This is a genomic window from Reichenbachiella faecimaris (assembly GCF_900176375.1).
GTDB classification, from domain to species: Bacteria; Bacteroidota; Bacteroidia; order Cytophagales; family Cyclobacteriaceae; genus Reichenbachiella; species Reichenbachiella faecimaris.
Genome location: NZ_FWYF01000002.1, coordinates 297,048 through 315,582, shown reverse-complemented (window position 1 = coordinate 315,582; position 18,535 = coordinate 297,048). Strand labels below are relative to the sequence as shown.

Here is an 18,535-nt window from a genome sequence, read left to right as displayed (position 1 = left end):
TGTTAGTAAAAAGCGTTAAGCAAGAGCAACCTTTTATTATTTAATATAAATACGAGCCGGAGAAGGTAACTTCTTCGGTTTTTTTATGTCTAAAATTGGCTTCTGCCCACACTTGAAATTTCAAGCGTTATTTTGTTTTGCGTATAAGCTATGACCTCGTATTTCGCGTGTTTCAACAATTCAGGCAGTTCAAAGGATACACTGCCCTCAGCTTTGGCCGGAAAGGTGTAAAATGCTCTGACAACGTTGGAATGAACCAGTTTCTTGTCCTTATTCTCACCTCTAGGTACATGGTTGGAAGCGACTGCTTGTACTACGGCTATATTTAGCAACTCGTCTCGCGAGATACTTTGACAGACATAGGATAGGTTGAGTTTTTGCCCCTTCTTGGAAAGGTCAATAATGGAGATTTCTGTTTTAGTGTTGGACTCAAAACTTGACTTTAAGGATTTTAGGAGAAGGTTTTTTTGAGAACCCACAAACTCATCGTTTCCATCTACTATCATTTGTGGGGTGTAAATCCTACCTAAGCCCATCTTTTCAGCATACCATTTTTGTCTTTCTGTATACTGAGTGGAGCTGTATGGATCTGTCCAGCCGAGCCTATTCCAATAGCTCACATGGAATGATAAACCATAGACTTCTCCATTTTCGTTTTGGGCATTCACGGCCTCTCTGAGTAGACGATCTGCAGAAGGGCAGCTTGAGCAACCCTGTGAGGTGAATAATTCAACGATTGCAATGGGGCGAGCAGATTGTGCCCATAGTGTAGAGTACAGCAGGAACGATAAAAAACTCAACAAATACTTCATGACGCTTTAACAAAAAGTATCATGTAAACATTCCTTGAAAGTCTAAGTTTAGTTCACTAGCATGAGAAACTGGCTCTTTAGTTCCTCATCATCACCAAGTTGCTCCAATACGGCCTGTTGTAAATATTTAGGAATATTTTGCTGATTCATCAATTTTTGATTGATGTCATCAATCATCATGGACAGGTCACCTTGATAAAGGTCTTTGGATTTTAGATCAGAGATAAAGATTTCTATATCTTCTGACATTGGGAGTATTTCTTGTGCTGGAGCAATTCTACTGTTTATTTTGTCTATACAATCGTCATACTCAGCAAATATTTTGTCCAGCTGATTTTTTTTCAAGTCACCAGATAAAATCTTTTCACTTACTGTCTTGCAGTCTTCAAAAATGGCAGCAAATTTTTTGCGAGCAGTAAGATTGCTGACTCTATATTGCTTTCCTTTCCAATCTACAAGTACTTTTAACACATAGTTTGAAGCATTGCTTGAGGATGGGTCTAAGTACAAGTATTGTGTAAAGTACTTCCCCCTTAAATCCACTTGAGCAAATTGATATCTCTCATCTATTTTCAAAACTTCAAAATCCTTACCATCCTCTAAATGAACAGACCTAAGATGATAGGACTTATAGTATTCCTTATCCTTACCAGTCTTTACGCGTGCTTCATCAGCTTTGAATGGATCTCCAGCTTGTAACATGATTTTGCCGTATATGGTGTCCAACTTGGCTGTTATCAGCCATTGATCCTGTCCATAAGAGAAATTTGCAATAATTATTAGTGTAGCCGTAAAGATGAAATTGCGCATAGTACCTTTTTGTTCTGTGCTAAATAAATCAAAATTTCTGGTTTTCTTAAAAAAATGTGTGATATCATAAGCAATTGACAGTTTTGACATTAAGCTATAATAAAATCAATACTCAACTATAAGTTGAATTTCGCAATAAGCCTGATGTGTACCTGAATTGGTGATTTTATACCCTTTATAGGCCGCAATTGGTTGTATGTGGTTTGGTGAAAATAATAACCAGTTGAAAACGTATATTTGTTGCAGTGGGAAATCTTGAGATCAAAATTAGAAAATTGTTCAAAAACAGGCTGTTTAGCCATATTTTGTTTTGGCTAAGCTATGTGGTTTTCCATGCCGCCTTATGGGGTAGCTACAAGGGAGAGTGGGAGCTGGCTTTTATAGACCAAGCCATCTATTTGCCTGTAAAACTTGTAATTACCTACTACACCATATATGTCCTCCTACCCAAATATGTACTGAAAGGCAAGTGGGTTTCTTTTGCTTTTTTACTGATTGCATCAGCTTTGACAGGGGGCACGATTTATCGCCTCATCACCTACTATGTGGAGTATCCACTGTATTATCCAAAGTATCTGAACGAACCTGTACTACAGATATTCAAAATTTTTAAAGGAATTGTTCAGATTTACCCTGTTGTATTTCTGGCAACAACTATTAAGATATTGAAACACTGGTACGTCAATCAGCAAGACAAGCAGATACTAGCACATGAAAAGCTTGAGGCTGAGCTCAAATTTCTAAAGACGCAAATACACCCACATTTTCTTTTCAATACTTTGAACAATCTCTATGCGCTTACGCTAAAAAAATCAGACCAAGCACCTGAGATGGTACTAAAACTGTCTGAATTGATTAATTATATGCTTTATGAGTGCAACGCACCCAAAGTCCCTCTTGACAATGAATTAAACTTCATTAAGAATTATATTGAAATAGAACGAATGCGCCACGGTGACAATTTGGATATCAAGGCAATGATCACTGGAGAGACCAATGGCGTATATGTGGCACCTATGATTATTTTGCCTTTTTTGGAAAATAGTTTTAAACATGGCGTCAATGAGGAATTAGATAAATCTTGGGTTTATCTGGACTTGTCAATCTTAGAAAATACGCTCAAGCTGAGCATTGAGAATAGTAAGAGTGAGACGCAGAGATTAGATGATCATGAACATGGCATTGGGCTGAAAAACGTGAAACGTAGACTTGATTTGCTTTATCGGGACGACTACCGTTTGGATATTGTAGATGGGACTAAGACCTTTACTGTATTGATGGAAATAAACCTTAAGAAAACGGCATGAAATGTATAATTGTAGATGACGAGCCTTTGGCCATTGAAGTAATTGAATCGTACGTAGAACGTATCGATTCCATTGAGCTGGTGGGTAAGTTTAGAAACGCAATCAAAGCCTTTGAATATATCCAGTCTGGTGAACAAGTGGACTTGATTTTCTTAGACATTCAAATGCCCAAGTTGACAGGGATCGAATTCATGAAAACATTGACTAATCCGCCCAAGGTCATTTTTACCACTGCTTACCGTGAATATGCCTTAGAGGGATTTGAGCTTGAAGTACTGGATTACCTATTGAAGCCTATTTCGTTTGATCGATTCATGAAGGCCGTGTCCAAAGCATTGAATCAGTTGAAAGAAGTGGAGGTTTCCATAAGTTCAGAAGGTGATGATTTTATCTTTTTCAAATGCGATAAAAAAATGATTCGGGTGAGCTTAAAGGACGTCTTGTATATAGAAAGCATCAAAGATTATGTGAAAATCAAAACGGCCGAAAAGGAGGTAGTGACCCATCAGAAAATCAGTGTGCTCGAAACCAAGCTGCCGCCAAATCATTTCATTAGAGTACACAGATCTTTCATTGTTAATATTCCTAAGATAGAAAGCTACTCTGCCAGCGAAGTGGAGCTCAACAATGAGAGCATTCCTGTAGGGAGAAATTACAAAGTAGATGTGATGGAGAAGCTGGGTAAGATTGTACTTTAGGCTTCAATCAGATCAAATTCGAACAGATCAGCTAAATGGCTTTTTAGCTTTTCCTGTACTTCTTCCATATCTGGTTTTTTACCTAATTCAAATTCCAAAGAAGTGACGGCCTTGTCATCTATGCCACAGGGGATGATGTTTTGAAAATAGTTCAAATCTGTCATCACGTTGAAGGCAAATCCATGCATGGTTACCCATCTGCTAGATTTCACTCCCATGGCGCATATTTTTCTGGCTTTTAGTGGGTTGCTCTTTTCAATCCAGACGCCCGTTAATCCATCAATCCTTCCAGCCTCAATGCCATAATCAGCTAGCGTCTGGATGATCGCTTCTTCCAACAATCTGAGGTATTTGTGTATGTCTGTGAAGAAATTGTCTAAATCCAAAATTGGATAGCCTACAAGCTGGCCTGGCCCATGGTAGGTAATGTCTCCACCGCGATTGATCTTGTAAAAAGTGGCATGCTTTTCTTTTAATCCCTTTTCATCAAGGAGAAGATTGGCTTGGTCACCAGACTTGCCTAGGGTATAAACATGGGGGTGAGAACAAAAAATCAAGTAGTTAGGCGTCAAGACTTGATCTTCGGGCTCTCTTTTTCGATTCTCAATTTTAAGTTTAACGGACTTGTCGAACAGCTCAGTTTGATAGTCCCAAGCTTCTTGATAGTCAATTAAGCCCAGATCAATAAATTTTGTTTGTTTGTTCAGCACTTCGTTCATCACGCTCCAATTATTTCCCTCAAAATTACAAAGAACCAACTAGATCAAACGATTGGAATTTGCTCCCAAATCACGGTCTCCGGCTGATTGTACCATGCTTCGAGTTTATTCACATAGCGTTTTTCTAGTATGTTTCTTTTGATCTTCATAGTAGGTGTGAGCGTACCGTTTTCTACACTCCAGGGTTCTTGAACGATAATGGCTTTTTTGAGTTTTTCATAACTCACCAAATCTTCCACAATGTCACCAATGGTATTTGTCAAGCTAGTCAGTAGCTGTTCTGGCGATTTTCTCATTCCGATCTCAGACAGCACAACCAAGGCAATAGGCTGAGGCAAATTTCTACCCAGCACACAGATTTGTTCTACATCATTATTAAGAGCAAACCCCCACTCAATGGGCCCAGGCACAACGAATTTTCCTTTTGCTGTTTTGAAAGTATCCTTGAGTCTGCCAGTGATGAATAGATAACCTTCCTCATCCAGTTCACCAATGTCTCCCGTGTGCAAATACCCATTGGCGAGCACTTGTGCAGTCAAATTGGGTTCTTTGTAATAACCTGCCATCATCCAGTCTGCCTTCATTTTTATTTCACCAGTTTCTTTATCTATCATCAGTTCAGCGTCTGGGTAGGCCTTGCCCACACTCCCAATTTTTGTTTTTTCGACTGGCATAATCGTGCATACACCATGGTTTTCTGTCATTCCATATAGTTCAAGCAATGGTATGTCTATTTTATCATACCAGTCCAATAGTGCCTTTGGACAAGGAGCGGCAGTGGTGATGACGATTTCGGCTCGGTCTAGCCCCAGTCCTTTTTTGATTTTGTTCTTTATGAAATTACCCAGGAAAGGAATTTTGAGAAGGAGATTTAATTTATTTTGAGGCAGTTTTTCCAACACGCCCAATTGAAACTTCGACCATATTCTAGGCACACCAAAAAATATGGTGGGTCTGGTATCTTGTAAGTTTTGTGCAAAAGTGTCTATTGATTCTACGAAAGAGATGGTACCTCCAGAGTATATGGAGGTGCTTTCTACTGCCATCCGCTCACCTACATGGCAGAGTGGAAGGTAAGAAAACAGAACGTGGGGCTTTGATATCACTTCTATCACCTTTTCTATTGCTCTGCCTGCCAGCTGATAATTCTTATGTTTCAGCATGACGCCCTTGGGTGTGCCCGTAGTTCCAGAGGTATATAATATGGCAACAAGATGCTCAGGGTTGGGGACAGGGTCATCTGTTATTGGAGAAGTATTTTCTATTATCTCGTCCCAGTTGGCATAATTTTTCTCTGAGCTGAGGGGTAGTGCTATACCTTTCATGTCACTTGGTACTCCTTCTTTCATGCCTTCCCAGTCATCAAGCTTCCCAGTGAATATAATCTGAGAGTCACTGTGTACCAATATTTCATTGAGTTGGGGAGCCGTGAGTGTTGGATAGATGGGGACTACCACGTGCCCGGCCATAGTGATGGCTTGATCAGCCAATATCCAATGGGCACAATTCTTAGAGACAAGGGCAATTTTGCTGAGAGGTGGCAGATGAAGTTCAGAGAGGTAGTTGGCCATTCTTCGTATTTGACCTACAGATTCCGCCCAAGAGAAGTTGATCCATTGATTGCCAAAGGGTTGTTTGAGAAAGATGCCCTCAGGTTTTTCTCGTTCCCAGTAGTAGAGCATTTCTGTGAGAGTAGGTAGATTATCAATGTCCAATTTTTCATTCATGTCTATCAACTTCTTGTTGCACCCAACAATATAACTGAAAGCCAAAAACCATCACAGCATCAAAATGAAAAATTAACTACGACTGTAGGTAAGAAAAGGTTTTCTGTACAAGATTGACCTATTTTCTGTACAAATGCGAACAGTAGAGACATGAGAATTCATCTTATAATTGCCATAAGATACTGATAAACAGCAATTTAAAATAGTTGGCATTGGATTGGTTACAAAAGTGGCAAGGTCAATTACTCAAAATATATTACTCATGAAAACGCACACCTATTTACTCGCATTATCCCTGGTGACATTCAGTTTTACTCTTCAAGCTCATTCCGAGGGTCAAAATGAAAATACAGAATCAAGTGCCAAGACTCAGATCTTGGAAATCGTAGATACAGAAAATTTGAAAGTGGACGAATGTGTGTCTTGTCCAGTACCTGTTCAGGTATTTGATCAAGATTTTAATTTAATTCTGACTGGCGAATTGACTCCAATGCAGGAGGCGAGTAGTCAGAAATTACGAATGCTGATCGGGCAGAGCAACTTGATCATGGAATCGAGTTCGGCGATTATTTATCAGCTCGAAGAATAAAGATAATAGTTTACGGTTGGTTGATGAAAAGGGGCAAATCGTGCCCCTTTTCTCTTTACTTCTTTTTGCTTTTCTTCAGAGATTTGATGAATTCTCCCCAGGCAAATGGATTGAGCAAGGGAAGAGAGGTGGTCTGGAAGCGGGCATTATAGGTGACCATTTGCTGGTTTACATAGTAGTTGTAATTGTTTCCAGCATTCATAGGGAGATTTTTGTACATCTTATTGAGCATGGCCTGATCTAGGCTTTGTTGCATGTTCCTATATTGATATTGATAAGGCACTTCCATGGCCAAAATGGCTTCCTTGAGCAACTCTTCCGTAGGGAATGGATAAACTTCTACTTCTGGCAAGAAGGTCGTGTCAGGCAACAATTCTATAATCACGGTATAGCTCTCACTTGCACCTTCTGGAATGATCAAATGCATTTTCTCATAGCCTACTGCACTGATGATTAAGCTGTCTTTTTCAAGCACTGGCATCGAAAAATAACCATAAGGATTGGATGTAGTCCCACGACCACCTTTAGGAACAAAAATATGTACGCCAGGCACGCCAGATGTGCTATCCTCGCCCAGTACAATTCCTGAAAATTGTATGATTTTCTGATCAGTCTGCCCTTGGGAAACAAAAGCAAAAAATATGAATATAATTCCGAAGAGACCTGCTAAAATGTGCTTCACCGATTCTTTTTCTTTAATTAATGCTAATTTGCACTTGTTGGTTTTCTAAGCGTACAAAGCTACACAATAATTCAGCAATCTTTGCTTGTTGGCAGAGACGCTTTCAATACATAAAATATCGAATCCATGCAGCTAAAGCATTTTAACCTTCAATTTGGTTCTCAGATATTTAAGTCATTTTCTGAAGAAGCGCGTGTAAGAATTATGTTTTTATTGTTCAATGAAAATGAGTTAAGCATTTCAGATATCGAGCATGTTCTGGATTTTACACAAACCAAAACCTCAAGACATATCACGTACCTAAAGCATGCAGGATTACTCAATGCCAGAAAAAAGGATCAGTGGGTCTTTTATCAGATCAAAGACGAGGTGATGGGTATGGTATCACAAATTTTCAAATATTTGAATAAGGATCAACAATTGCAAAAAGATTTAGAAATACTCAAAGTGTTACATTCAAATAGGGAGTTGTCCATCAATAAAAAGCCATTACAATATTGAAATCATATAAATATTTATTCTTTGATCTTGATCATACACTTTGGGACTGGGACGCCAATGCGTCTGAAACTTTAATTGATCTATATCACAGATACGATCTAGGGAAGTACGGAATAGTTGATGCTGTTACTTTTCGTGACGTGTTCTTTTGTGAAAACACAAAACTTTGGGCTGACCTAGAAATAGGCAAAATAGATAAGTTCTTTCTGAGAAATAATCGATTCAGAATCGTCATGGAAGCAGCTGATGCCAATATAAAAAAAATGCCAGAGGATTTGCTGGTAGATCTCAATGCCAAATTCCTAAAGGAGTGTTCCCAAAAGGAAAAGGTTATTGACGGAGCGTTTGAAGTGTTGGATTATTGTAAAGATAAATTTGATCTTCATATCATAACTAATGGTTTTGAGGAGGTGCAATCAATCAAAATGCAGTACTCTGGGTTGGGTCAGTATTTTGATAAAATCATAACTTCAGAGAAAGCGGGTCATAAAAAACCAAGCGCTGGGATATACCAGTATGCAATAAAACATACGGGTGCAGCTGTGGAAGAATCATTGATGATTGGGGACAATTTGATGACTGATATAAAAGGAGCCAGAGATTTTGGCATGGATCAGGTGTATTACAATCCAACGAAAAACAATCATTCAGAGCAGGTAACAAAAGAAATCAGCCAATTGGCTCAACTTATCGAATTTCTGGATAGAAGAGGGTAGTTAAAATTGGTTAAATACTAATCGTTACTATTCCTAAAACGTAAATTTGGAGCATGAATCAAATGGCAATTCGTGGATTGATTGTGGCTATGGGTCTCTCACTTGTAGGCCTTGTGTTTTTTCAGGTTTATTGGATTGAGAGCATTATAAGTGCAAATGAGGAGGCCTTTAAGAGAGACGTGCAAGATGCGCTAAACACGGTAGCTGAGAAATTGGAAAAGAAAGAAGCCATGATTGTGGCTGTTGATAATTTCCACACAAATTTTGCTTTCAAAAGCCCATCTGAAAATGACTCGACTCAATATGAACTGATTGAAAGTACATTTGAAAAGAAAGTGATCCAAGTGCAGGATTATGCCAAGGACACCAGCAAGCGGCCAGAGTGGTTGAGTTTTTACTTTGATTCAGAAAAAGATGATCCCAAGCTCAAAAACGTTTCGATTAAACTGACCGAAACCCCATCTGACAATCCTGAAGAGCAAATATTCATCAAAGAGGGAGAAGTGGACTCCATCATCACGAACAATATCGAATATCAAAAAAGGCTCAAGCGAATCGCTAAAAAAAGTGAGTATGTTCAGCTGGCTATGCATGAGTTGTTTGCAGGTGTGAAATCACTAAAGAGCAGAATAGACGTAATAGAAGCTGATTCGTTGTTGAGAAATGGCCTGTTGGATCGCGGGATAGAGTTGCCTTATGATTTTGGCATCTTCGATCCGCTAGAGGAAAAGTTTACCATAGAGAAAATTGCAGACAGCAGGAATGAACTACAATCTTCTGATCTACGAGCAAGCTTGTTTCCCAATGACATCATGGGAGCAGCAGGTTATTTGGTAGTAAGATTCCCAGGTCAGCAAAGATATTTGCTAGGAAAAATATGGTTCACGCTTTTGTCTTCACTGATTTTCATAGTGATCATTTTGGTCTGTTTTTCTTATGCCATTCATACCATTTTCAAACAAAAAAAGTTGTCTGAAATCAAAAACGATTTCATCAATAACATGACTCATGAGTTCAAAACACCAATATCTACTGTCTCACTGGCGTGTGAAGCGCTGCGCGATGAGCAAGTCAAAAACACAGAGGGTTTGAATGAAAGGTATTTGGGGATTATCCATGATGAGAATAAGCGACTGGGCCTTCAGGTAGAAAAAGTACTTCAAATGGCCGTAATCGAAAGAAATGATTTCAAATTGAAACTCGAAGAAGTGAATGTTCATGAGATCATAGAAAACGCGATGTCTAATATTCAGATTCAGGTTACCAATAAGGGAGGGGTTCTTTCTAAGGATTTACAGGCTATCAATCAAACGATTACAGCAGATCAAATGCATCTTACTAATATTGTGTACAATCTTTTGGACAATGCAACCAAATACTCAGCCGACCAACCCTCCATCAAAGTGATGACCATTGATCACGCCAGGGGTATCATGATTAAAATAGTGGATAAAGGAATAGGGATGTCCAAAGATGTGATGACTAAGATTTTTGAGAAATTTTATCGAATCCCTACGGGCAACTTGCACGACGTCAAGGGCTTTGGCTTAGGACTTTCTTATGTGAAAAATATGGTTGAGGCACATGGAGGAGATATTCAGGTGCGCAGCGAACCAAAGAAAGGGAGCGAGTTTACGGTCTTTCTCCCCTATCAACTAAATAATTGACAAGATGAGCAAAATCAAAATTCTTTTGGTAGAAGACGACCCAAATCTGGGTCAGATTCTCAATGAATACCTTCAACTCAAAGGATATGAAACCGTTTTGTGCCAAGATGGGGAAGCGGGTTTTAAAGCTTACCAAAGTGAAAGTTTTGATTTCTGCATATTGGATGTGATGATGCCCAAAAAGGATGGTTTTTCTTTAGCAAGAGATATTCGTGCCATGGACAAGCAAACACCAATGATATTTTTGACGGCTAAGTCGATGAAAGAGGATACCATTGAAGGGTTGAAATTGGGAGCAGATGATTATCTGACAAAGCCATTTAGCATGGAAGAATTATTGCTCAGGATCCAAGCCATTCTCAAGAGAACCAATGGGGGAAACAGTAAATCGGCCATTACCTCTTATCAGTTGGGGCATTTGTTGTTTAGATACGACAAGAGCGTACTTGAAAGGCCATCTGGTGAAGTGAAATTGACTTCTAGAGAGAATGAGTTGCTCAAACTCTTTTGTGACCACATGAATGAAACGCTAGATAGAAGTGTGGCTTTGATGGCAATCTGGAAAGATGATAGTTATTTCAACGCCAGAAGTATGGATGTATATATTGCGAAATTAAGAAAATACCTCAAAGAGGAAGAATCAGTTCATATACTTACCGTACATGGACAAGGTTTCAAGCTTGTAAAAATGGAGTAAATTCCTTATATTGTGTATCCGCCCATTTCCTAATTTGGGTGGTTTTAGGAACTCGATTCCATTGCCTGTAGAATTAACAATTCTTTAAAGCCAGAAATGCACTGGCGTAATTCTACTTTAGTTTTATTTGTTCACCTGTAATTCAAAACTGTATGCTGCTAGTACCTTCTATTTCAATCAAAGACGGCAAAGTAACCAGACTCACCAGAGGAGATTATTCCTCGGGAAAAATATACGACCAGAGCCCAGTTGATCTTGCTCGTCAATTCGAAGATCATGGGATCAATCGATTACACTTGATTGACTTGGATGGAGCCAAAAAAGGTACGCCTGTAAATTATCACATATTGGAAATGATGTCAGGATACACTGATATGGCTATTAATTTCTCTGGAGGGATTCATACAGATGGAGATATCACCAAATCATTTGAGTATGGAGCAGAAAGTATCACCTCTGCTACTATTGCTGTATATAATGCTGATCTTTTTAGTTCTTGGATGATGTCGTACGGAAGAGAAAAAATAGCTCTGGGTGCAGATACACTCGATGGGTTGATTCGTGTAGGAGGCTGGCAAAAAGGAACTAAAATTGACATTTTTGAACATATCGATTACTTCTATTCTAGAGGACTGAAATATCTAAAAACCACTGACATTTCTAAGGAAGGCGCACTGGAAGGGCCAGCTTTTGACTTATACAAAAGTGTATTGGATCAATTTCCCAACCTTTGTTTGTTCGCCAGTGGAGGGATAAGAAATGTAGATGATATTAGAAAACTACAGGACTTGGGCGTTTATGGAGTGATTTTCGGAAAAGCCTTTTACGAAGGTAAAATTACACTTGACGATATGGATCAATTTGCAGTGGCGGTAAATTAAGTGTCTCTAAACTTCGTCTTTTCGTACACTGGACGAGGTTTTTGCTTTCGGATGATCCAGTAAATACCATCACTTTTTTCCACTTTTTCTTTTTTACCATAAGGGGATGGGTGCATCAAATCACTATTGTCATCCTTAGGAGATTTACCACCACCCCTAAACACCAGATTCAAGCCAAATCTGAAATCTACTGCATCTATTTTAGTTACATCCCAAATTCTTAGCAGTTTGTCAGAGGCCATATAGATTTGGCAGGCGCCGAAGTTAACAGCGGCAGCGAGCCCAAGGTCTATGCCCTGTTGCGGAATTCTTGAAACATTAGCTGAGACATCTAGGACACGCCCCACTTTCCTAGTGTAGGCTGCAGAATAGATCATTCTAAAATTGCCACGTACAATATGTGCCGCAATAGAACCCGTGAAACGATCATTGGGAGTTAACTGGTACATCAAACTCGCATAAGAAGTGGTATTAAGGCCTGTGGTATATGAGTTGTTAAATGTAGTGTCCTGAATTCTGTTTTTGAGGGAATCAAGATATGCCTCTTCAAAATTTCCTACGTCAGACAAATTAATTCCCTCAAATCGGAAGGTAGTGTCAGCCAGTTGGTGATTTTCTGGGTCAACTTTCCAATTAATAAAGCCAAGATCATTTACAGAGACGGCTGCTGATAATTCTCTGGTAATTTTCCAATGGGCACCTATGTCTATACCTGCGCCAAGGTTTCCATTGCTAATCAAATGAGAGCTGAGATCATTGCTGTCAAGGATATTTAAACCAGAGGTGTTGACCGTAGCACCATTCAAATCAAAATTGGCTTGATAAGTGCCTGGTTCAAATCCAATAGTTCCTTCAAATTTATTGTCAGTGACTGCACTGATCATTCCATTCAAAAATTTTAGACGCACACCTATGTTGATACCTCTATTGGGTATGCTTTTCCAAATGCCAAAACCGTATTCTCTGTAGTACCTGACATCTATTGCAGTTCTGCTCAAATCAATTTCATCTCCTACGATACTGGTATTCCCATGCCAAAGCGTATTTACTAGATTACCACCATAAAAACCACGTGCTCCGATTCGTTCTCTAATAAAAATGGAGTAGCCCTGAGTGGGTGATTTTCTCCAACCTACATGAAGTGTGGATATTTCTGCTTCTAAGCTCACATAGTTTTTTTTCTTAGCATTATTAACAAAATTGTCAATGTCCCACTCTCTATCACCATTTTCATTTGTTGTAATAGCATTTTCATAATTGATTCTGCTATTGAAATCAACCATGACTCCAGAGATTACAGGAAGCCCTATAAAAGTCTTGCCTTCAGGGAAGAATGCAGGGTTATAATTATTGCCTTGATAGGTACTATTGGTAAGATGATACAGGGAAATCCCGGATTGTCCATAAACCTGGCCAAGCTTTGCAGAGCCGAGTATCAGTAAAAACAGTAATAGTGCTTTCAGTTTAAAGTTCATAGTTAATGCTTACTTCAGTACCTACTGTTATAATCAATTCGTAATCTGAAAATATTTTCACAAAAGTGTCGTCACTTGCCTCGAAACTATTGACTCTGATAACCAAATTGAGGATGCTGGCTTCTAATAATTGTTCATACCCTCCTCCTTCTCTATAGACAGGTACAATTGAAGTAGTGACTGTAGGGTTTTCAATCTTTCCCGAAACGGGAACCTCAGATGAAGTGAAAAAGAGCACATCAAGATTTTCATAAAGAACGGAAGAATCAGCAGCCAAAAATTGCATGTCCATAGTGCCATCAAAGGGCAATTGGTTGATAGTTTCTATTACCAGTCTCAAGGTATCAGCTTCTTCGAAATCAAACCCTTCAATGCCTGTTGGGAAGTCTCTGGTCACGTCAGTAAGTTTAACGTTTAAAGGAAGATTGAGCTCAGTGACTACTTCTACAATACTTTCAGAAGAAACAAAATTTCGATCTGCTTCATCCGTATCATTGTCATTATTGAAATTGGCCTCAGCAGTTAGAGAAATTGTGAAAAGATTTGGGGAAATGGCCAAAAGATCTCTCATATTCGAATTGCTTTCATCTACATTAATAATTGATGTAACAGGCGTGCCTACCTGACTGGTACTTGGTGCACGGACAAATTGAGGTGAGCTGGTGACTGAGCCAGATAAATTCACTACTGTACCATTGGCATTAGATGATGAAACATCATCAAAATTTAGTCCCATAGGTACTCCAAACGAATTGTTTATGTAAAAATTCAATTGGGGATTGTTAAACACCAATCCATTTTCGGAGATTCCTTCAAAAAAATCAATATCAATTGATCGACTCTCTATATCAATTGTTTTATCACCAAACCAGCCATATATTTCGCTAAATTCTGCTCCTGTAATGGTCAGTGTATAGGAGATAAATTCCGTGCCATTTACAAAGTCTCCTGTGAGCACTTTAAGCGTTCCTGAAAATTCGCCACTAAAAATATTCTGATCGGAAATCTGATCTATGATTGTTTTATGGTTTGTCAGTTGTGCACTGACATTGTCAGTACCACTACGAGGCAATGTGCCAGAAAGTACCATGGGATTGCCAGTATCTAAATCAACAATATCATTCAGTGTCAATTCATACTCAATCGCAGAGCTGTAGCCATTCTGTATATCCAACGTGATTGTGCCGGCAGTATATTTTACTGAGTCCAGCTCTTCATTGTTTGGAGAAGTATATTCGAAAGAAAGATCAATGGGGTCAATATCCACATCTTGATTAGAAGGAGATCCTGGGATGGGGGTTAAACTGGCATCTATAACCCCAGGATTAGAAACATCTTCTAACGTTATCAAAGATAAATAATCATTGAAGGTAGTAGTATCACGATAGGCTATTGACAGTTGCTTTGCACTATTTTCAGTGATTTCTATGTTGGGATCTTTTATTTTGCCAATTAAATCCGTGATAGTATATGTTGTGGAACCTATTGGAGCAACCAGTTTTGGTGTGTAAGGTGGTAATTCAATATCGTTGAAATCCAATTCACCTGCATTGCACATGGAGAATAGCACGGCAATCAGTCCATATAAAATGGTATTAAAAAACTGATTTTTCCTAGTCAAGACAGATCTGATAAGTTGCACAAATTTTATTTATTCTACACTTTTTGCCACGCTGAATGGCAATATACTAATATTTCTAATTCTAGAAATACTAAAAGCTAAACGGTTAAGATCAGCTTTATTGTTTCATTTTCAAAAATATGAAGAGATTTTATAATGAGCGGATGGATTCTTCTACTTTTTTCCGCATTTCAACTTTGTATTGTACTAATTTGTCCGCAACGGCTTCATCATGACTACCAATGATTTGCGCAGCTAGTATACCAGCATTTTTTGCTCCATCAAGTGCAACTGTTGCTACAGGAACACCCCCTGGCATCTGAAGAATGGAAAGAACAGAATCCCAGCCGTCTATTGAATTACTTGATTTTACAGGTACACCAATGACTGGCAAAGTAGTGATAGATGCAACCATCCCTGGTAAATGAGCAGCGCCACCAGCACCTGCTATGATCACCTTTAGGCCTTTAGACCTTGCGGTCTCAGCATAATCCACCATTCTATGTGGTGTACGATGTGCAGATACAATAGTCAGCTCATACGCAACGCCCAATTGATCAAGAACTTCTGCTGCCTGATTCATAATGTTTAGGTCGCTTTTGCTTCCCATGATTATTCCTACTAGTGGCTTCATTTTTATGCTGTAATTTTAATTGATTCCTTTACTGAACGTGCAATGGTTTTTAGATCGTCTAAATCATCCCCAACCAATGTCACATGGCCCATTTTCCTAAATGGTTTTGTTATTTTTTTTCCATACAAATGTACATGAAGGCCCTCAATCTGCAAGGCTTCATCCAATCCTTCATATTTGGCGGTTCCTGTGAACCCTTCTTCACCTAGTAAATTGATCATAACTGAGGCGCCCTTTATAGAAGTATCTCCTAGTGGGAGATTTAAGATTGCTCTGAGGTGTTGCTCAAACTGAGAGGTTACATTGCCCTCAATAGTTTGATGGCCACTGTTATGCGTCCGAGGAGCACATTCATTTACTATGACCTGGCCGTCTTTAGTGGCAAACATTTCAACAGCCAACAGTCCAACCATATTCAGTGAGGAGATTACTTTTTTCGCCAATTCTCTAGCTTCTATTCTGATGTCCTCCGACAAGCTAGATGGAGCAAACAGAAACTCTACAAGATTGGCTTCGGGGTGATATTCTAGTTCTACCACAGGATAAGTGGTCATTTCTCCTGTGGCGTTTCTGGCGACAATCACTGAGATTTCCTTGTCATAATCGACGAATTTCTCAATCAAAGATGGTTTATCAAAGCCTTTGTCAATATCGTCTTCAGTTTTAATGACCTGTACGCCTCTACCATCGTATCCTTCAGTCCTCAATTTGTGGACACCTGGGAGTAGATGCGTATTTTTATGAATGTCTTCAAATGAATGAGTCAGTACAAATTCTGAAGTTGGTATGCCATGATCCAGATAAAACTGCTTTTGAATGCCCTTGTCCTTAATCGTTCTCAAAGCGTGTGGTTGAGGATACACCTTCTTTCCAAGTTTTTCTAGTGCCTCTAGAGCTTCAATGTTTACATTCTCAATTTCAACTGTAATAATATCACAGGTTCCGCCAAAGGCCATCACTTGATTAAAATCGCGAATATCTCCATTAATGAATTCTGTCGCTAAGGATTTGCATGGTGCATTTGGGTCAGGATCCATGGATTTGATTTCAAGATTCAAATCTATGGCAGATTGGATCATCATACGACCTAATTGGCCACCACCCAGTACACCTATTTTTACGTTGGGATCAAAACTCATCTAACTTTTTTGTTTATGATTGGCGCAAAGCTAAACAGGGCAGTTCAATCCTTGAAAGGAATCTTATTTTTTGATGATTCCCATCTTCTCCATCAGCTTGCTCGCATTGAAACTTTTGCAGGGTGTGAGAGATAGTTTGTAATCAAATATGATTTCATCATTTACGATAGTACTGTTGAAACTCATATTTTGAATGTTGGATTGTTCATTTGATAAAGTTGACAATTGGATGTCATGAGTGGAGACCAGCCCTCTACAGTTCTGATTGATCAATTGATCAATCAACGAAAGTGCCCCTTTATGTCTGTCCTCAGAATTGGTGCCTTTTAAAATTTCATCTAGCATATAGAAAACGGATTCATCACTATGCAATAATTCAAGCAGATTTTTTAGTCTTTGCAGTTCTGCGTAGAACGAGCTTACATTTTCTTCCAAATTGTCTTGGGTACGCATACTTGTGAAAATTTGAACTAAGGAAAATTCAAACTTCTGAGCACAAACAGGGGCTCCCATTTGCGCAAGGACGAGGTTGACTCCCAGGGTACGCAAAAAGGTGCTTTTCCCTGACATGTTAGATCCAGTGATGAGACCTAGCGTGCCTTTTTCATTCAGTTCGAAATTGTTACTGATTCTTTGCTTGGGTTTGATTAGCGGGTGAGTCATTGCTTCAGTGACTAGAAAATGGCTATTGCTCGATACTGTAGGAAAAACAAAATCTGGATTAGAGAAGGCGTAGGAACCCAAATCATTCAAGGCATCAATTTGATGAACTGCATCAAACCAATTTTGAACTTTGTTTATGTTTTTCTTTTTCCATTGAATCGCCATTATCAACCAATTGACATCCAAAAGAAAAAGCAGATTAAAAGGGAGATAGAGGAAATTGGAACGATTGAGCAAGAACATTAATATCCTTCGAAGAGTTCTAATAGCTTGTGAAGCACTGCTTTTGCTTGTTTTCAGCTGATCATGAAGGCGAATGAGCAAAGGTGTTTCGAAACTTTGAGCTTCTATTTTGACAATTACATTTTCGTACCCCTTTAGAAAATCAGCAATGTTTCCAAACTCCTTAGTGATCTCCATTAGTGGCCGGAAGATGATAGAGAGTAAGGCGAGGTTGATCATAATGGGTAAGTAAATCCATTGATAGGGTAAATCAAATGCATTGATTCCAAGGATGATACCTCCAGATAGGATGGGCATGAGAAAACGAAGGATTTTCCAAATTGGTTTATCCATGGAACCTAGATTTTTGTCCAGCCAGTGGATCAGAGAGACGACTACATTTTCATATTTCTGAGTTTGCTGGTCACCGTGATAACCATACGCAGTAAGATTTTGTCGCCAATCTACGCTCTGGCTTAGTTCTTTTATGGCGGATTGTCTTTCCTCAATTTCTGTCTTTGAGGACTTATTGAGTAGCCAATTTTTAAGAATGGCTGTGGTTCCAGAAAGTCGACTTCTGACCAGCAATTGGAATAAAGAATTTGAACCAAACAGGTCTAGGTCAGGTGCATAATTATGGTGTGCATCTAGGTGTTCAACGCCACTATCCAATCCTGAAAAGTCACCAACAACCCTTTTGAGCTCGTTTTCATTAATGGTGATTAAATGTTGATGCTGGGCAAGAGAAAATTTGGCCTTATTGTGCTTTCTGACTATTAATCCAAATATTGGTACTAACGCAACAAAACACAGGAGCATATTTTGTACTTCTCTGACATTGGCAAAGTAGATCACACCTACTATAAAGACAATGAAGGTCAGGACTCTGATCCATGAGAGACTATTTGCCTTTTGCTCAAGCCCTTGAGACTTCCTTTGTAAATCTAAAAGACGTGTTTTATAAATATTCGTCAT

At 39.0% G+C, this 18,535-nt stretch carries 18 protein-coding genes; 8 read left to right on the top strand and 10 right to left on the bottom strand.

The genetic code is table 11. The features are described 5' to 3' along the window. Window positions 1–89 precede the first annotated feature (89 nt). Together B9A58_RS09185 and B9A58_RS09180 are read right to left on the bottom strand one after the other, a co-directional pair. Window positions 90–812 (bottom strand): DUF1223 domain-containing protein, encoded by a 723-nt coding sequence (locus B9A58_RS09185; RefSeq protein WP_084372554.1) that lies wholly within the window; start codon window positions 810–812, stop codon window positions 90–92. Window positions 813–860: 48 nt separating this feature from the next. Next, complete coding sequence (locus B9A58_RS09180; protein WP_084372553.1) at window positions 861–1,712, bottom strand: hypothetical protein; 852 nt, start codon at window positions 1,710–1,712, stop codon at window positions 861–863. A 185-nt stretch (window positions 1,713–1,897) separates the two neighbouring features. On the opposite strand from B9A58_RS09180, the gene B9A58_RS09175 reads away from it, so the two are divergent. Beyond that, on the top strand, window positions 1,898–2,929 hold the full coding sequence (locus B9A58_RS09175) for a sensor histidine kinase (RefSeq protein WP_245827050.1): 1,032 nt from the start codon (window positions 1,898–1,900) through the stop codon (window positions 2,927–2,929). After that, entirely contained in the window at window positions 2,926–3,627 is a 702-nt protein-coding gene (locus B9A58_RS09170) for a LytR/AlgR family response regulator transcription factor (protein WP_084372549.1), read from the top strand. The genes B9A58_RS09175 and B9A58_RS09170 overlap by 4 nt, the downstream gene beginning before the upstream one ends. Here the strand turns inward: B9A58_RS09170 and lipB are convergent. Together lipB and B9A58_RS09160 are read right to left on the bottom strand one after the other, a co-directional pair. Continuing rightward, window positions 3,624–4,346, bottom strand: coding sequence for a lipoyl(octanoyl) transferase LipB (gene lipB / locus B9A58_RS09165; protein ID WP_084372547.1), 723 nt, complete (start codon window positions 4,344–4,346; stop codon window positions 3,624–3,626). The two genes, B9A58_RS09170 and lipB, sit on opposite strands and share 4 nt — an antisense overlap. 44 nt (window positions 4,347–4,390) lie before the next feature. Then, a complete protein-coding gene (locus B9A58_RS09160) occupies window positions 4,391–6,073 on the bottom strand; it encodes an AMP-binding protein (RefSeq protein ID WP_084373193.1) in 1,683 nt (560 codons plus the stop codon). 262 nt (window positions 6,074–6,335) lie between these two features. Between B9A58_RS09160 and B9A58_RS09155 the strand changes: the two genes are divergently transcribed. Further along, entirely contained in the window at window positions 6,336–6,662 is a 327-nt protein-coding gene (locus B9A58_RS09155) for a hypothetical protein (RefSeq protein WP_084372545.1), read from the top strand. 55 nt (window positions 6,663–6,717) lie between these two features. On the opposite strand, the gene B9A58_RS09150 is transcribed toward B9A58_RS09155, so the two are convergent. Further along, a complete protein-coding gene (locus B9A58_RS09150; RefSeq protein WP_245827048.1) occupies window positions 6,718–7,344 on the bottom strand; it encodes a carboxypeptidase-like regulatory domain-containing protein in 627 nt (208 codons plus the stop codon). Window positions 7,345–7,470: 126 nt separating this feature from the next. On the opposite strand from B9A58_RS09150, the gene B9A58_RS09145 reads away from it, so the two are divergent. The 5 genes from B9A58_RS09145 to B9A58_RS09125 all read left to right on the top strand — a co-directional run bounded on the left by B9A58_RS09145 (window position 7,471) and on the right by B9A58_RS09125 (window position 11,806). Continuing rightward, window positions 7,471–7,845, top strand: coding sequence for an ArsR/SmtB family transcription factor (locus tag B9A58_RS09145; RefSeq protein WP_084372541.1), 375 nt, complete (start codon window positions 7,471–7,473; stop codon window positions 7,843–7,845). Further along, window positions 7,842–8,561: a YjjG family noncanonical pyrimidine nucleotidase gene (locus B9A58_RS09140; RefSeq protein ID WP_176214736.1), complete on the top strand. Its 720-nt coding sequence runs from the start codon at window positions 7,842–7,844 to the stop codon at window positions 8,559–8,561. Before B9A58_RS09145 ends, B9A58_RS09140 begins: the two co-directional genes overlap by 4 nt. Before the next feature lie 53 nt (window positions 8,562–8,614). Further along, on the top strand, window positions 8,615–10,228 hold the full coding sequence (locus B9A58_RS09135; protein ID WP_084372537.1) for a sensor histidine kinase: 1,614 nt from the start codon (window positions 8,615–8,617) through the stop codon (window positions 10,226–10,228). 4 nt (window positions 10,229–10,232) lie between these two features. Next, a complete protein-coding gene (locus B9A58_RS09130; RefSeq protein WP_084372535.1) occupies window positions 10,233–10,925 on the top strand; it encodes a response regulator transcription factor in 693 nt (230 codons plus the stop codon). A gap of 152 nt (window positions 10,926–11,077) precedes the next feature. Next, window positions 11,078–11,806 (top strand): 1-(5-phosphoribosyl)-5-[(5-phosphoribosylamino)methylideneamino]imidazole-4-carboxamide isomerase, encoded by a 729-nt coding sequence (locus B9A58_RS09125; protein WP_084372533.1) that lies wholly within the window; start codon window positions 11,078–11,080, stop codon window positions 11,804–11,806. Here B9A58_RS09125 and B9A58_RS09120 read toward each other — a convergent pair. The 5 genes from B9A58_RS09120 to B9A58_RS09100 all read right to left on the bottom strand — a co-directional run bounded on the left by B9A58_RS09120 (window position 11,803) and on the right by B9A58_RS09100 (window position 18,535). After that, window positions 11,803–13,281, bottom strand: coding sequence for a DUF5723 family protein (locus tag B9A58_RS09120; protein WP_084372531.1), 1,479 nt, complete (start codon window positions 13,279–13,281; stop codon window positions 11,803–11,805). The genes B9A58_RS09125 and B9A58_RS09120 overlap by 4 nt on opposite strands. After that, a complete protein-coding gene (locus B9A58_RS09115; protein WP_139793815.1) occupies window positions 13,271–14,902 on the bottom strand; it encodes a hypothetical protein in 1,632 nt (543 codons plus the stop codon). Before B9A58_RS09115 ends, B9A58_RS09120 begins: the two co-directional genes overlap by 11 nt. A gap of 151 nt (window positions 14,903–15,053) precedes the next feature. Beyond that, on the bottom strand, window positions 15,054–15,536 hold the full coding sequence (gene purE, locus B9A58_RS09110; RefSeq protein WP_084372527.1) for a 5-(carboxyamino)imidazole ribonucleotide mutase: 483 nt from the start codon (window positions 15,534–15,536) through the stop codon (window positions 15,054–15,056). Between the two features lie 2 nt (window positions 15,537–15,538). After that, window positions 15,539–16,675: a 5-(carboxyamino)imidazole ribonucleotide synthase gene (locus B9A58_RS09105; protein WP_084372525.1), complete on the bottom strand. Its 1,137-nt coding sequence runs from the start codon at window positions 16,673–16,675 to the stop codon at window positions 15,539–15,541. A 63-nt stretch (window positions 16,676–16,738) separates the two neighbouring features. Further along, a complete protein-coding gene (locus B9A58_RS09100) occupies window positions 16,739–18,535 on the bottom strand; it encodes a MutS-related protein (protein ID WP_176214735.1) in 1,797 nt (598 codons plus the stop codon).